The following is a 13,649-nucleotide window of genomic DNA, read 5'->3' on the forward strand; positions in this document are numbered from 1 at the left end:
CCCTCGTAGCGGAGCTACTAGGGCTTTTGTCCGGTGCGGCGAGAGTGCGTGCCGGGCGTCGCGACGCCGCGGAGATCCATCAGAAGGGCCCTAGGGGCGGTGCCGGGACTGGGGTGGGATACGGACCGGCAGGGCGCCGAGGATCCGGCCCCGGACGGAGGGTGACTCCGGTTCCTCCGGGAGGAGGGGGTGGTCGGCCGCGAACGCCGCCGCCACCAGTTCACCGATGCGGCTGCCGCTGCGCCGCCCCTCGAGGTGCAGCCGGCCGACGTTGACCCGGTCGTCGGCGAGCAGGGTGAGCACGGCGGTCGGTCCGGCCGCGTAGGTCGCGACGTATCCCCCGGCCCCGCGGACGAGCAGTTCGCGGAACTCACCGCGGGCCGCGAGGTCGGCCATACGGCGGCCGACGCCGAGGGCCGCCGCGGTGAGCGCCGCCAGCGACTCCGCTTCGACGTCCGGCATGTCCCGGGCCAGGACGAGCCCGTCGGCGCTGGCAGCCAGTGCCCCGGTCAGCTGGGGCATGCGCGTACGCAGCCGGTGCAGTTCGCTGAGAACCTCGGCCTCGACGGCCATGACCATGTCCTTTCCGCGCGCCTGCGACGGGAGCGGCTCAAGTACGGGGCGGAGCAGGGTGGTTGGCAGGGCGGTGCACGCGGCCGAAGGCCAGCGTAACCCCGAGACTACGGAACGTACGGGGCCCAGGTGACGGTTTTGGCATTTTCCTTTGGAACATGCTGCACCGCCCGGAGGAACACCTTCGAAGTCAGGCGCCTTACCTGTGTATTCGCAGGTCAAGGACTGTTTCTCCACCTTGCGACCGGTCCCGTGCCCGGGCAGGTGTCGCAGAGTCGGGTCAACCACCGGATCACCGTCCGCCGGACGGTGACACAGGGACGAACGGCCCCTTGTGGCGCGGGCCGGCCGGAGACGCAGACTGGATGACGTGGGGCATTGCCGGTCTCACCGTCCGAAAGCGGGTCTGACGCATGAACGGGCAGGTCGCGGGCTTGAGCGAGGAGACGCGGGTGCTGGTCGTGGAGGACGACCGCAGCATCGGGGATTCCCTGGTGCGTGGCCTGCGGCAGGCCGGATACGCGGTCGAGGCGGTTCGTACCGGCCGGGCGGCCCTGACGACGGTGTCCCCCGACGTCGTCCTGCTCGATCTGGGGCTGCCCGACATCGACGGGGTCGAGGTGTGCCGGAGGCTGCGCGCACGGTCGGATGCCGCGATCATCGCCGTCACCGCGCGCGGCGAGGAGGCGGACCGGGTGGTCGCCCTGGACGAGGGTGCCGACGACTACCTGGTCAAACCGTTCGGGCTGGCCGAGCTGCTGGCACGGATCCGGGCCGTCCTGCGTCGCAGGCGCCCCGCCGGTCCGGAGATCCTGCGGAACGGGCCGCTGGCGCTGGACCTGCGCACCCGGCAGGTCTCGGTGGACGGCCGGCCGATCGCGCTGACGCCGAAGGAGTTCGGCATCCTGGAGTGCCTGGCCGCGGACCCGGGCAGGGTGGTGAGCCGGCAACAGATTCTCGAACGGGCCTGGGACGCCCACTGGTACGGCCCCACGAAGGTCCTGGACGTGCACATCGCGGCGCTGCGCCGCAAGCTCGGCGTGCCCGGACTGATCGAGACGGTCTACGGGCACGGATTCCGGCTCGGTGCGACCGAAGGGGCCCGTCCGCCACGGGAGCGGCCGTGACCCGGCGCATCACCTGGACGCTGCTCACCCTCACAACCGTGCTGCTGGTGCTGGCGGTGGTACCTCTGGCCGTACTGATGACGGCACGTGAGCGCGTCGCCTTCCGCGACGATCAGCGGGCCGCCACCCGCGTGATCGCCGCGGCGGCCGAGGAGCATCTCTCCGACCGCAAGCCGCCGACCGGCATGCGCCGGGAGCTGGACGCCGCGGCACGGGCGGGAGACTGCGCCGCCGTGTACGACACCTCCACCCGTCTGGTGGCGAGTACGCCCTGTACCGCGGCCCAGGGTGAGGAGGCACAGGAGCTGGTGGGGGATGTGCTGGCCGGGCACGAGCCGGAACCGCCGGAGAACGAGGGCCGGCTGCTGGCGGCGGAACCGGCCGGAGAGGTCCACCGGCCCGCCGGCGCGGTCGTCCTGGCCCGCTCCGCGGCCCCGCTCGACGGCCGTGTCGCCGCGATCTGGGGGTGGTCCGCGGCGATCGGCGCCGCGGGGCTCACCGCGTCCGTGCTGCTGTCCGTCCGCCTCGCCCGCTGGGTGAGCCGTCCGTTGTCCGCCCTCGACGCCACCGCCCGGAAGCTGGGCGAGGGCGCGCTCGACGAGCGGGCGGACATCGACGGCGGCGGACCGCCGGAAGTACGCCGTCTGGCCGCCACGTTCAACACCATGGCGGCCCGTACGGAGGCTCTGGTGCACGGCCACCGGGCGGTGATCGCCGACGTGTCCCATCAGTTGCGCACCCCGCTGGCCGCGCTGAGGCTGCGGCTCGACGTCCTGGGTGCCGGGGCCGAGGGCGACACCGCGGCGGAGCTGGACGCGGCCCAGGAGGAGATCGCACGGCTGTCCCGGCTGGTCGACGGGCTGCTGGCGGTGGCGCGCGCGGAGCAGGCGACGCCCCGGCCGACCGCGGTCCGGGTCGACGAGGTGGTGAGGGAGCGGGTGGCCGCGTGGTCGCCGGTGGCCGGGGAGCGGGGCGTCCGGCTGACGGCGTCGCAGGGGCGTGGCCTGTCCGCCTCGCTGGGCGCCGGTCACCTGGAGCAGGTCCTCGACAACCTGATCGCCAACGCCGTGGACGCCGTTCCGGACGGGGGGAACGTGACGGTCGACCACCGGGCGACGGGTGGTTCGGTCCGGGTGCGGGTGCGGGATGACGGTCCTGGGATGACGGCCGAGGCGAAGGCGGTCGCGTTCCGCCGGTTCGGCAATCCTTCCGCCAGGGGCACGGGTCTGGGGCTGGCCATCGTCCACCGGCTGGTCACCGTCAACGGAGGCAGCGCCCGGTTGGAGGACACGCCGGGCGGCGGTCTGACCGTCGTACTGGACCTGCCCCTGTGGGCGGGAGGGCCCTGAGATCTTTACCGGTTCCGAAGAGTGCGTGAGCAGGTTCCCGGGTGCCGTGGGCACAGCCTGGAGATGCACAGCCGATTCCGGGCCGCCGATCCACCAGGAGCCGCTGCCATGTACCCCTCTCCCGACGATTTCGACCAGCCCCTGACCCCGCCAGACCGGGCACGCGCACGCGATCGCGGTCTGCGGCGGAGCCGCCGGCTCACCCGCTGGATCGCCGTCGCCGCCGTGACCGGTGCGGCAGCCCTGGGCGGCCTCTACACCCACCTGCTCCCCGGGAGTTCGGCGTCGCCCGTACCGTCGAGCACGCCCCACCAGAATCCGGCAGCGTCCTCCGCCGTCGCCCCGAAATCCAGCAATGGCGTGGATCATGGCGGCACGGCCCGTCATGAGGACGACGACAGTGACGGCGACCTGGGCGAGGACGACGCGGGAGCCGGCCCGGCGTCACAGCCGGCACCGCAGCCCCCGGCGCAGCCGCCCGCTCCCACCCAGCAGCCGCCCCACACCACGACGGGGGCGTCATGACCACCCGCGCTCCCGCACCGCCCCCCGCCGAGGCCGTGTTCCCGGCGCTCGGCACCACCGCCGTACTGCTCGTCACCGACCCGAAGGCCCTGCCGGCCGCGGAGGCCGTCCTGCGGGCCGAACTGGCCGCCGTCGACCTCGCCTGCAGCCGTTTCCGGCCGGACTCCGAACTCACCCGCGTCAACCGGAACGCGGGCAACCCGACGACGGTGAGCGAACGCTTCGCCGAGGCGCTCCAGGCCGCTCTCCGTGCCGCCGGGCGCACCGACGGTGCCGTCGACCCGACCATAGGGCGCGCCATGACCGCCCTCGGCTACGACCGCACCTTCGCGTCCCTGCGTCCCGAGGACACCCGCCCGCTGTCACCTGCTCTGCCCGCGCCCGGATGGCGGCGGATCGTCTTCGACCCGCGCTCCCGGCGGCTGCGTCTGCCTCCGCGCACCCTCCTCGACCTGGGTGCGACCGCCAAGGCGCTCACCGCCGACCGCGCCGCCCACCGCGCCGCCGCGGCCACCGGGTGCGGAATCCTGGTCAGTCTCGGCGGAGACCTCACGGTGGCCGGTCCGGCCCCGGACGAGGGCTGGCGGATCGCCCTCGCCGACGACCACGCCGGGCCTGCCATTGATCATGGTCCCGCCGTCGCGGTGACCGGCGGAGCCCTCGCGACCTCCGGCATCCGCGTACGCACCTGGCAGCGGGCGGGACGCACCTTGCATCACATCGTCGACCCGGCCACCGGCGAACCCGCCGCCCCCGTCTGGCGCACCGTCACCGTCGCGGCCGCGACCTGTGTGGACGCCAACACCGCGAGTACGGCGGCGATCGTGCTGGGCGACAGGGCGGTCGACTGGCTGCGCGGCACGGCTCTGCCCGCCCGGCTGGTGGACCCCGACGGCCGCGTCGTGTGTCTCGGCGGCTGGCCGCCCGACTCCGCCACCGCCTCCCGAGCCACCCCCGGAGATCCGCGATGACCACCCTGGCCCTGACCGGAAGCCCCCTGTGGTACGCCAGTCGCGCAGGCGGAACCCTGGCCCTGCTGCTGCTCACCGCCACCGTGGTGCTGGGCATCGTCTCCGGCGGGCGCGCCCGGCCGCGTCGGGTCGGCCGCTTCGAGCTCGGTGTGCTGCACCGCAACCTGTCCCTGCTCACGCTGGTGTTCCTCGTCGTGCATGTGGTGACGGCGGTGCTCGATCCGTTCGTCCACCTCGGGTGGGCGGTGTCCGTCGTGCCGTTCGGGGCCTCCTACCGTCCACTGTGGCTCGGCCTCGGCACGGCCGCACTGGATCTGCTGCTGGCCGTCGCGGTCACCAGCGCGCTGCGCCGGCGCCTGGGAGTGCGCCGTTGGAAAGCCGTGCACCGGCTGGCGTACGCGGCCTGGCCGCTCGCCCTCTTCCACGGGGTGGGCGCCGGCACCGACACCCGGCTCCCCCTCCAGCTGTGGCTGTACGCCGGGTGTCTCGGCGCGGCGGTCGCAGCCGTGTGGTGGCGGCTGGTGAAGGCCGGTCCAGGGCGGATTGCCGGGCGCCTGACGGCCGCCGTCGCGGCGACGGCCGTACCCGTGGTGCTCACCGCCTTCCTCACCACCGGGCCGCTGCAGCCCGGCTGGTCCCAGCGCGCCGCCTCGACGGCGGTCCTTCTCGGGGGTGGACGGTGAACTCCTCGGCCGCGGCCCGTTCCGCACCCCGCCCCCTCTCCCCCGCACCGGGCGATCCGGCCGCCGCCCGGCTGCTGGCGGGCTGGTACGCCACCCGTCGGCCGGCCGACCTGACCGATCATCTGAGGCGCTACGGGCCGCCCCCCACCGGCGACCGCGGCTCCCTGCCGCTGGTGGAGGCCGCGGCGGCGGCCGGGCTCACCGGGCGCGGCGGCGCCGGGTTCCCGACCGCCCGCAAGCTGGGCGCGGTCGCCGCACGACGGGGCCGCCGTGTGGTCGTCGTCAACGCCATGGAGAGCGAACCGCCGAGCCGCAAGGACCAGTTCCTGATCGCCGTCGCTCCCCATCTCGTCCTGGACGGCGCCGTGCTGGCCGCCACGGCGGTCGGCGCGGACACCGTCCACGTATGTCTGCCCCGCGGCCGCGCCGACCGGTACCGGCGACTGAGCGCCGCCGTGGACGAGCGCCGACGCGCCCGCGTGGACCAGGTCCGGCTGTGTCTGCACGCTCTCCCGCACTTCTACGTCTCCAGCGAGTCGACCTCCCTGGTGCGGTGGCTCAACGGAGGCCCGGCCCGGCCCCAGGGCGGCCCGCCGCGCACACACGAGCGGGGCGTCGGCCGGCGTCCCACCCTGGTCCACAACGCCGAGACTCTCGCGCATCTGGCCCTGATCGCCCGGTACGGACCGGCCTGGTTCCGGCAGGCCGGCACGCCGGACGAGCCGGGCACCCTGCTCGTCACCGTCTCCGGTGCCGCCCGCGCCCCCGCTGTGCTGGAGGTGGCACTGGGCACACCGCTCGCCACGGTCCTGGACCAGGCCGGCGGGGTCACGCAGCCGCTACGGGCGGTCCTGCTCGGCGGCTTCGCCGGAACCTGGCTTTCCGCCGGGCATCTGCACACCCCCCTCACCCGGCACGATCTGGCCCCGCTGGGCGCCGCACCCGGCGCCGGCGTGCTCGTCGCACTGCCCGAGGCGTCCTGCGGCCTGACCGAGACGGCCCGCATCCTCGGCTTCCTGGCCGCGCACAGTGCCCGCCAGTGCGGCCCCTGCCACCTCGGCCTGCCGGCCGTGGCCGAGGACTTCACCGCCCTGGCCACCGGACGGGCGGACACGGCCCTGCTGTCCCGCCTGCGCCGCCGCGTCGGCCTGCTGCCGGACCGGGGCGCCTGCCGCCATCCCGACGGCGCCGCCCGCCTGGCGGCCTCCGCCCTGGACGCCTTCGCCGACGACGTCGCCCACCACCTCGCCCACGGCACGTGCCCGGCCGCCGATCAGCCGCCCCGGCTCCCCGTGCCACCCGCCACCGCCCCGGAGAGCTGGCGATGAGCCGCACCCGCACCCGCACCCTGCGCATCGACCGCATCGCCTGCACGGGGCAGGGCCTGTGCGCCGAACTCCTCCCAGAGCTCATCGGCCTCGACGAATGGGGATACCCGGTCCTCGAGGACACGACCGTCCCCGACCGGCTGCGTGCCCACGCCCGCCGGGCCGTCGCGGCCTGCCCCGTCCTCGCCCTGCACACGGACGACGACCGGACCTGACCAACAGGCCTCCACCCCGTCGTTCGGCCCTGGCAACGGGGCCGTTCGTCCCCTGCCGGATCCGCCGTCGCCGCGATGTGATGGACGAGGACCGGAGGTCGCCGCGACAGACGGACCGAGGTGCGCCATGGACAACCCGACCAGCCCCACTCCTGCCGCGCGGCTGCGCCGTCTGGCCGGCTTCGTCGTCCCCCTGCGGCTGGAGCCTGCGTTGCTGGTCGTCACGGCAGCGGCTCTGACGGCCGGCGGCATCGCCTGGTTCGTCGGGGACGACAGCCTCGCGAACCTGTTCTGGGGCCTGGGCACGGTGTCCGCCGTCGCGCCCGCGGTGGGGTGGGTGCTGGCCACGCTGCGGCAGGGGCACGCGGGCGTGGACCTCATCGCCGTGCTGGCGCTCGCCGGCACCCTGGCCGTGGGCGAGTACCTGGCCGGGGCGCTGATCGCGCTGATGCTCGCCACCGGTCGCACCCTCGAAGCCGCCGCCCAGCGGCGCGCCTCACACGACCTGCGTGCCCTGCTGGAACACGCACCGCGCTCGGCACGCCGCCGTACGGACGCCGGGGTGGACGCGGTGCCGTCGGCCGAGGTCGAGGTCGGCGACCTCCTCGTGGTGGGGCCGGGGGAAGTGGTCCCGGTCGACGGCCGGGTGGAGAGCGTCGCCGCCGTCCTCGACGAATCGGTGCTCACCGGTGAACCCCTCCAGGTCGAACGACCGCAGGGCGAAACGGTCCGCAGCGGGGTGGTCAACGCGGGCGGGGCCTTCGAACTGCGCGCGACCGCGACCGAGCAGAACAGCACCTACGCGGGCATCGTGCGGCTGGCCCGGCAGGCCGGGGCGGAGTCCGCGCCCGTGGTGCGGCTCGCCGACCGCTACGCGGCCTGGTTCCTTCCGGTGTCCCTCGTGGTGGCGGGACTGGCCTGGCTCGTCAGCGGCTCTGCGGTACGGGCCGTCGCCGTGCTGGTGGTCGCGACGCCGTGCCCACTGCTGCTGGCCGCGCCGGTCGCGATCGTCTCCGGCCTCTCCCGGGCCTCCCGCCTCGGAGTGGTCATCCGCGACGGCGGCGCCCTGGAGAACCTCGGCCGCGCCCGCACGCTGCTGCTGGACAAGACCGGCACCCTCACCGGCGGCCGTCCCCGCGTCCTGGACGTGACAGCCGCTCCCGGCCGTAGGCCCGCGGAGGTGCTCCGCCTGGCGGCGTCCCTCGACCAGTACTCGCCGCACGTCCTCGCCCGGGCCATCGTCGACACGGCCCGCGAACGCAAGCTGGAGCTGTCGGTTCCGTCGGACGTCACCGAGGAACCCGGAAGGGGCGCCTCGGGCGCCGTGGACGGGCACGAGATCTCCGTCGGCCGCGTCGACACCTCGGACGTACGGCCGTCCTGGGCCAGGGCCGTCGACAACCGTGCGCTTCTCGACGGCGCGGCCGTCGCCTGGCTGACCGTCGACGGGCAACCGGCCGGCGCCGTCCTCCTGCGCGACCCCGTACGTCCCGACGCGCCCCGCACCCTGCGCCACCTGCGGGCGGCGGGCATCGAACGGCTGCTGATGCTCACCGGCGACCGCGCCGAACCCGCCCACGAGGTCGCCGCCGTCCTCGGTCTCGACGACGTGCGCGCCGAGCTCGGCCCGGCCGACAAGGTCGCCGTCGTGCGCGCCGAACGCGAACGTGCGGTCACCGTGATGGTCGGCGACGGAGTCAACGACGCCCCCGCCCTCGCCGCGGCCGACATCGGTGTGGCCATGGGGGCGAGCGGCTCCACCGCCTCCTCCGAGGCCGCCGACATCGTCCTGACCACCGACCGCGTCGACCGTCTCGCCGACGCCGTCGCCATCGCCGTACGCGCTCGGCACATCGCCGTGCAGAGCGCGCTGGGTGGCATGCTGATGTCGCTCGCCGCCATGGCCGCGGCCGCGTTCGGCCTCCTCCCGCCGGCCGTCGGCGCTGTGCTCCAGGAGGGCATCGACGTCGCGGTCATCCTGAACGCCCTGCGCGCCCTGCGCGTCGATCAGACGGTGCGACCGGCCCTCACTCCCACGGCCGAAGCACTCATCCACCGCTTCGCGGCCGAGCACGACGACCTCCAGGACGTGCTCGAAGCCGTACGCGACGCCGCGGACCGACTCTCCGACAGTCCCGGCTCCAAGGCACTCGTGGCCGTCGAGGAGACACACCGGCTGCTCACCGAGCGGCTGCTGCCCCACGAGTACGCCGAGGAGCACCAGCTCTATCCGGCCCTGGCCCCCGCGCTCGGCGGCCCCGAGGCCACCGCCACCATGAGCCGTGCCCACGCCGAGATCGAACGCCTCTCCCGCCGCATCGCCACCCACCTGCGGCTGGCCCACGCCGACGGCGGCCTCACGCCCGGCCAGCTCGACGACCTGCGCTCCTGCCTCTACGGACTGAACACCGTCCTGCGCCTGCACTTCACGCAGGAAGAGGAGAACTACTTCTCGCTGGCCCCGTGAGAACGCGCCGACCGCCCGGCTACCGCGGCGGCCGGCGAAGCTCCTGATCGGCCGGTGAGCCAGGGCAACCGGCGGGCCTGGGCCGAAAGCCGGCTCGACAGGGACTTTCGGCCCTGTGCCCCGGACCGCTGCCGTCGGACGGTGGGAACAGGTGGTGGGGGACGGCCGGCGAGTTGCTGGAGGCCCAGTCGTGAGCACGCAAGGTCCGCCGTACACATCCGGTCCGCCGTCGAGGCGTGGGGATCACGCGCCCAGGGGCGCGGACTCCCTGCGGCGTGCGTCCGACATCTTCGAGTGCTGGTTCCGTCGCATCCTGACCGTCGTCCTCGTCCTCGGGCTGCCGACCGTCGCGGTCACCGCGCCGTGCGGACGGGCGCCGCCCTCGTGAAGCCGGGGACTCCCGAGGGAGCCGCTGTGCGTGTGTGGGTGGACCGCAGCGGAACCGTCACCACCGCACCGGCGGGCACGCTCGATGCGACGACCAGTGGCTGGCTGGTGGGCGGTCTGGCGGGGTTCGGCGTGGCCGCCGGGTCCTACGCGGCCTGGACGGGTACACGTCTGGTCCTGGACCGCAGAAGGTACGCGCAGTGGGACACGGAGTGGGAGCGGGTGGAGCCCGGGTGGTCCGCGCGCTTCCACCGGTGACGCAAGGTGACCGGGTCCGAGGGCCCAGGAGGTGACCCCGATGTCGGATGCGACGACCACCGATCTGTACGAAGTGACGATGGCCATGTCCTACCTGCGGGAGGGGACGACCGGCCCGGCGACGTTCAGCCTCTTCGTCCGCGACCTGCCCGCCGGACGCGGCTTCCTGGTGGCGGCGGGGCTGGAGTCGGCACTCGACCATCTGGCCGGTTTTCACGTCGGCCAGGAGGACGTCGACGCCTTCGCCGCCGCGCTGCACCGGCCGCGACGAGACCTGGAGCCGCTGCTCGGCCTGACGTTCACCGGCCAGGTGCGCGCGGTACCGGAGGGGCGGATCGTGCTCGCGGGGGAGCCGCTGCTGGAGGTCACCGCGCCGCTGCCGCAGGCGCAGTTGGCCGAGACGTACGTGCTCAACCAGCTCAGCCACCAGACGGCGATCGCCTCGAAAGCCGCGCGCTGCGTGCTCGCGGCGGCCGGTCACCCGGTCGTCGACTTCTCCCTGCGGCGCACCCACGGTCCGCAGGCGGGATTCCAGGCCGCTCGGCTGGGAGCGATGGTCGGCTTCGCCGGGACCAGCAACGTGGCGGCGGCCACCGCTGAAGGCATCCCCGCCGTCGGCACGATGGCCCACTCGTTCGTGGAGGCTTTCGCCTCGGAGGAGGAGGCGTTCCGCGCCTTCGCCCGGTGCCACCCCGGTCCGGTGACCCTGTTGGTGGACACCTACGACACGGAGGAAGGCGTCCGCGTCGCGGCACGCGTGCTGCGAGACCTGGACCGCGGGCCCGGCTCCGCCGTACGGCTGGACAGCGGCGACCTCGGGGACCTGGCGGTACGGGCACGCTCGATACTCGACGAAGCGGGTCTGCCGGACGTACGGATCGTCGCCAGCGGCGGTCTCGACGAGTACGCCGTGGACGACCTCGTCCGCTCCGGAGCACCGATCGACACGTACGCCGTGGGCACCCGCATCGGTGTGTCGGCCGACGCGCCGTACCTGGACTCCGCGTACAAGCTGGTGGAGTTCGAAGGCCGCCCGGTGATGAAGCTCTCGTCGGCGAAGGTCACGGCACCCGGCCGCAAGCAGGTGTTCCGCCGCCCCGGCGGCGCCGACGTGATCGGTCTCGCCGACGAGCGGCCCCCGGACGACGGGGTTCCCCTGCTGGAGACGGTGATGCGGAACGGACGGCGCACCGGCCCCAGGCCCACGCTCGCCGAGTGCCGGGGCAGGTTCACCGCGGACCTGGAGGAGCTGCCCTCCGCCGCCCGCCGGATCCGGGCGCCCGTCGCGCCCCGCGCGACCACCTCCGAGCGGCTGGGCACGCTCACCGCGCACGTGCGGCGCCGCCTCGAGGAACGACTGCCGGACGCCGCCGCACGGCCCCGGATGCCCGAACGAACCCCGTCCGGATTGAGGAGGAGAACGATGCCGCACACGTCGGAATGGAAGGTTCGTCTTCATCTGTTCGAGGACGACGAAGGAACGACCAAGGCCCGTCTGGTCCTGGACACCGGCACCACGGAGCTCACCGGTCGCGGGGCCGCGCACTGCCATCCGGCGGACACGGACGTTCCGGAGATCGGTGACGAACTGGCCGCCGGCCGGGCCCTGAACGACCTGGCCCGGCAGTTGCTGAAGACGGCCGAGCACGACATCGAGGTCGTGGGCGCACCACGGCCGAGCAGCCGAAAGGCCGCCGGGTGGGCCACATGACCAACGGCGGCACGACCCCCACGGTAGAAGGCAAGGAGCGATCAGCCATGACACATCCCGTGCGACACAGCAGAGGTGGGCTTCCGGCGGCCCTGCGGGAGCTGGAGGACCTGCGTACCAGGGTGGACCAGCTCATGCACGCGGCCTTTCCCGGTGCCGGCTTCCCCGGGTTCGGCGCGGCCGAGCCATGGGCACCCCTGGCCGACATCGAGGACACCGCGGACGCCTACCTGGTGGAACTGGAGCTGCCAGGAGTGGACAAGGATCAGATCACCGTGGAGGTCGCCGAAGGCGAGCTCGACATCCACGGCGAGATCAGGGAAAAGGAACACACCGGGACGGTCCGCCGGCAGACCCGCCACATCGGCCAGTTCGACTACCGGACGATTCTGCCGCCGAACTCCGACACCGAGCACATCAGCGCGGATCTCACCAACGGTGTCCTCACGGTGAAGGTCCCCAAGACCGAGAAGGGCAAGGCTCAGCGCATCGAGATCACCGGCTGACCCGGGGACCACTCGGTCGACGGCCGTACGGGAGCCGGTCAGGCGGCCTCGCAGTTGGTCGGTCCCGTGCGCCGCCCGTCCCGCGTGGCACCGGCCGCCTGCTCCCCGGTGTGCGCCGGGTGGACGAGCGGTCGACACTGGTCCTGAGGACGAGACCGGCCGGGGCGGGTCAGACTCCACGGACTCCTCCCGCGCCGAAGACGACGCCGGAAGGACACGACCATGACGACTGCCCGGGAGATCATGCACGCCGGTGCCACCTGTGTGCACGAGAACGAAACGCTTCAGGACGCGGCGCGCAGGATGAAGGAACTGGACGTCGGAGCCCTGCCGATCTGCGGGCCGGACGACCGGCTCCACGGGATCATCACCGACCGCGACATCGTGGTGAAGTGTCTCGCCAGGGGAAAGGACCCCAGGACCATGACGGCCGGCCAGCTGGAGCAGGGCAAGCCGGTCACGATCGACGCCAGGGCCGACGTCGGCCAGGTCCTGCACACCATGGAGGACCACAGGATCCGCCGACTGCCGGTGATCGACGGCCATCGCCTCGTCGGCATGATCAGCGAGGCGGATCTCGCACGCCACCTTCCCGAGGACCAGGTGGGCCACTTCGTCGAGGCCGTCTGCGCGACGTCCTGACCGCCCTGTCGTCGCCCCTCAGGCGAAACGTCGTCGGGACACTTCTTCAGGCAGGAGGTCGTGATGGGACGTCTCAACGAGCGTGTGGCGATCGTCACGGGCGGAGCCAGAGGAATAGGCGCCGCTGTGGCCCGGCTGTTCGCCGAGGAAGGCGCGGCCGTGACGGTCGCCGATGTCCTCGACACGGAAGGAGCGAAACTGGCGGCCGAGCTCGGCGCCCCCGCTCGGTACACGCACCTGGACGTCAGCACCGAGGACGACTGGCGAAGAGCGGTGACGGAGACCGAGCGGGAGCTGGGCCCGGTATCGGTGCTGGTCAACAACGCGGGCATCCTCGAGTGGGGGACGATCGAGGAGCAGCCCCTCGAATCCTTCCGCCGGGTCATCGACGTCAACCTCCAAGGCGCCTGGCTGGGTGTGCGTACGGCTGCCCCCTCCATTCGCCGGGCCGGTGGGGGCGCGATCGTGAGCATCTCCTCGATCGCCGGCATCACCGGATACGCGGGCATCTCAGGGTATGTGGCCAGCAAGTGGGGACTGCGCGGTCTGACCAAGGCCGCGGCTCTGGAACTGGCTCCGGACGGGATCCGGGTCTGCTCGGTCCATCCCGGTGCTGTGCGCACCGCGATGACGGCCGGCTTCGACGACTCCTTCACGGCCGCACAGCCCCTCCCCCGGTTCGGTGAGCCCGACGAGGTCGCCCGCATGGTGCTCTTCATCGCCGCCGACGCCTCCTTCTCGACCGGCGTGGAGTTCGTCCTGGACGGCGGCGTCACCGTCGGCCCGCCGACCCCTCTGACGTCCTCCCGGTGATCCGACCGCCGGACCAACCCTGATCGGGGCGATGCGGATCGGCAGGTCAGCGGGCTTGCAGCGGAGTTGCAGCGTGGCCGGTTCGAGAGTGGGT

The 13,649-nt window shown here is 73.4% G+C and carries 13 protein-coding genes and 2 pseudogenes; 14 read left to right on the forward strand and 1 reads right to left on the reverse strand.

Going from position 1 to position 13,649, the window contains the following annotated elements:
• Positions 1–90 precede the first annotated feature (90 nt).
• Positions 91–573, reverse strand: a complete 483-nt coding sequence (locus ABT057_RS34205) for a roadblock/LC7 domain-containing protein (RefSeq protein WP_352347611.1) — start codon at positions 571–573, stop codon at positions 91–93.
• Positions 574–986: 413 nt separating this feature from the next.
• Between ABT057_RS34205 and ABT057_RS34210 the strand changes: the two genes are divergently transcribed.
• The 14 genes and pseudogenes from ABT057_RS34210 to ABT057_RS34280 all read left to right on the forward strand — a co-directional run bounded on the left by ABT057_RS34210 (position 987) and on the right by ABT057_RS34280 (position 13,555).
• Positions 987–1,700, forward strand: coding sequence for a response regulator transcription factor (locus ABT057_RS34210; protein ID WP_352347613.1), 714 nt, complete (start codon positions 987–989; stop codon positions 1,698–1,700).
• Entirely contained in the window at positions 1,697–3,049 is a 1,353-nt protein-coding gene (locus ABT057_RS34215) for a sensor histidine kinase (protein WP_352347615.1), read from the forward strand. Before ABT057_RS34210 ends, ABT057_RS34215 begins: the two co-directional genes overlap by 4 nt.
• A 108-nt stretch (positions 3,050–3,157) precedes the next feature.
• Positions 3,158–3,574: a hypothetical protein gene (locus ABT057_RS34220; RefSeq protein WP_352347617.1), complete on the forward strand. Its 417-nt coding sequence runs from the start codon at positions 3,158–3,160 to the stop codon at positions 3,572–3,574.
• Positions 3,571–4,545: an FAD:protein FMN transferase gene (locus ABT057_RS34225; protein WP_352347619.1), complete on the forward strand. Its 975-nt coding sequence runs from the start codon at positions 3,571–3,573 to the stop codon at positions 4,543–4,545. The genes ABT057_RS34220 and ABT057_RS34225 overlap by 4 nt, the downstream gene beginning before the upstream one ends.
• Positions 4,542–5,228: a ferric reductase-like transmembrane domain-containing protein gene (locus ABT057_RS34230; RefSeq protein WP_352347621.1), complete on the forward strand. Its 687-nt coding sequence runs from the start codon at positions 4,542–4,544 to the stop codon at positions 5,226–5,228. Before ABT057_RS34225 ends, ABT057_RS34230 begins: the two co-directional genes overlap by 4 nt.
• Positions 5,225–6,556 carry an NADH-ubiquinone oxidoreductase-F iron-sulfur binding region domain-containing protein gene (locus ABT057_RS34235; protein ID WP_352347623.1) on the forward strand — a complete coding sequence of 444 codons (1,332 nt, stop codon included), beginning with the start codon at positions 5,225–5,227 and terminating at the stop codon, positions 6,554–6,556. Before ABT057_RS34230 ends, ABT057_RS34235 begins: the two co-directional genes overlap by 4 nt.
• A complete protein-coding gene (locus ABT057_RS34240) occupies positions 6,553–6,771 on the forward strand; it encodes a ferredoxin (RefSeq protein ID WP_352347625.1) in 219 nt (72 codons plus the stop codon). Before ABT057_RS34235 ends, ABT057_RS34240 begins: the two co-directional genes overlap by 4 nt.
• Positions 6,772–6,898: 127 nt before the next feature.
• The gene (locus ABT057_RS34245; protein ID WP_352347627.1) at positions 6,899–9,238 is read left to right on the forward strand and encodes a heavy metal translocating P-type ATPase; all 2,340 of its coding nucleotides are present in this window, start codon (positions 6,899–6,901) and stop codon (positions 9,236–9,238) included.
• Between the two features lie 190 nt (positions 9,239–9,428).
• Positions 9,429–9,883: pseudogene (locus ABT057_RS49275) on the forward strand (Rv1733c family protein).
• Positions 9,884–9,923: 40 nt separating this feature from the next.
• A pseudogene (locus tag ABT057_RS34260) lies at positions 9,924–11,273 on the forward strand (nicotinate phosphoribosyltransferase); the annotation flags it as partial.
• 33 nt (positions 11,274–11,306) lie between these two features.
• A complete protein-coding gene (locus ABT057_RS34265; protein WP_352347798.1) occupies positions 11,307–11,594 on the forward strand; it encodes a DUF1876 domain-containing protein in 288 nt (95 codons plus the stop codon).
• A gap of 47 nt (positions 11,595–11,641) precedes the next feature.
• Complete coding sequence (locus ABT057_RS34270; RefSeq protein WP_352347633.1) at positions 11,642–12,100, forward strand: Hsp20/alpha crystallin family protein; 459 nt, start codon at positions 11,642–11,644, stop codon at positions 12,098–12,100.
• Between the two features lie 222 nt (positions 12,101–12,322).
• Positions 12,323–12,742 (forward strand): CBS domain-containing protein, encoded by a 420-nt coding sequence (locus ABT057_RS34275; RefSeq protein ID WP_352347635.1) that lies wholly within the window; start codon positions 12,323–12,325, stop codon positions 12,740–12,742.
• A 63-nt stretch (positions 12,743–12,805) separates the two neighbouring features.
• A complete protein-coding gene (locus ABT057_RS34280) occupies positions 12,806–13,555 on the forward strand; it encodes a glucose 1-dehydrogenase (RefSeq protein WP_352347637.1) in 750 nt (249 codons plus the stop codon).
• Positions 13,556–13,649 lie beyond the last annotated feature (94 nt).

The organism is Streptomyces sp. NPDC002588 (genome assembly GCF_040295925.1).
Classification (GTDB): domain Bacteria; phylum Actinomycetota; class Actinomycetes; order Streptomycetales; family Streptomycetaceae; genus Streptomyces.

Excerpts from the sequence above, each read along its gene's own strand:
- ABT057_RS34230 (WP_352347621.1), top strand. The coding sequence starts at position 4,542 with ATGACCACCCTGGCCCTGACCGGAAGCCCCCTGTGGTACGCCAGTCGC.
- ABT057_RS34280 (WP_352347637.1), top strand. The coding sequence starts at position 12,806 with ATGGGACGTCTCAACGAGCGTGTGGCGATCGTCACGGGCGGAGCCAGA.
- ABT057_RS34220 (WP_352347617.1), top strand. The coding sequence starts at position 3,158 with ATGTACCCCTCTCCCGACGATTTCGACCAGCCCCTGACCCCGCCAGAC.
- ABT057_RS34225 (WP_352347619.1), top strand. The coding sequence starts at position 3,571 with ATGACCACCCGCGCTCCCGCACCGCCCCCCGCCGAGGCCGTGTTCCCG.
- ABT057_RS34245 (WP_352347627.1), top strand. The coding sequence starts at position 6,899 with ATGGACAACCCGACCAGCCCCACTCCTGCCGCGCGGCTGCGCCGTCTG.
- ABT057_RS34275 (WP_352347635.1), top strand. The coding sequence starts at position 12,323 with ATGACGACTGCCCGGGAGATCATGCACGCCGGTGCCACCTGTGTGCAC.
- ABT057_RS34265 (WP_352347798.1), top strand. The coding sequence starts at position 11,307 with ATGCCGCACACGTCGGAATGGAAGGTTCGTCTTCATCTGTTCGAGGAC.
- ABT057_RS34210 (WP_352347613.1), top strand. The coding sequence starts at position 987 with ATGAACGGGCAGGTCGCGGGCTTGAGCGAGGAGACGCGGGTGCTGGTC.
- ABT057_RS34205 (WP_352347611.1), bottom strand. The coding sequence starts at position 573 with ATGGCCGTCGAGGCCGAGGTTCTCAGCGAACTGCACCGGCTGCGTACG.
- ABT057_RS34270 (WP_352347633.1), top strand. The coding sequence starts at position 11,642 with ATGACACATCCCGTGCGACACAGCAGAGGTGGGCTTCCGGCGGCCCTG.
- ABT057_RS34240 (WP_352347625.1), top strand. The coding sequence starts at position 6,553 with ATGAGCCGCACCCGCACCCGCACCCTGCGCATCGACCGCATCGCCTGC.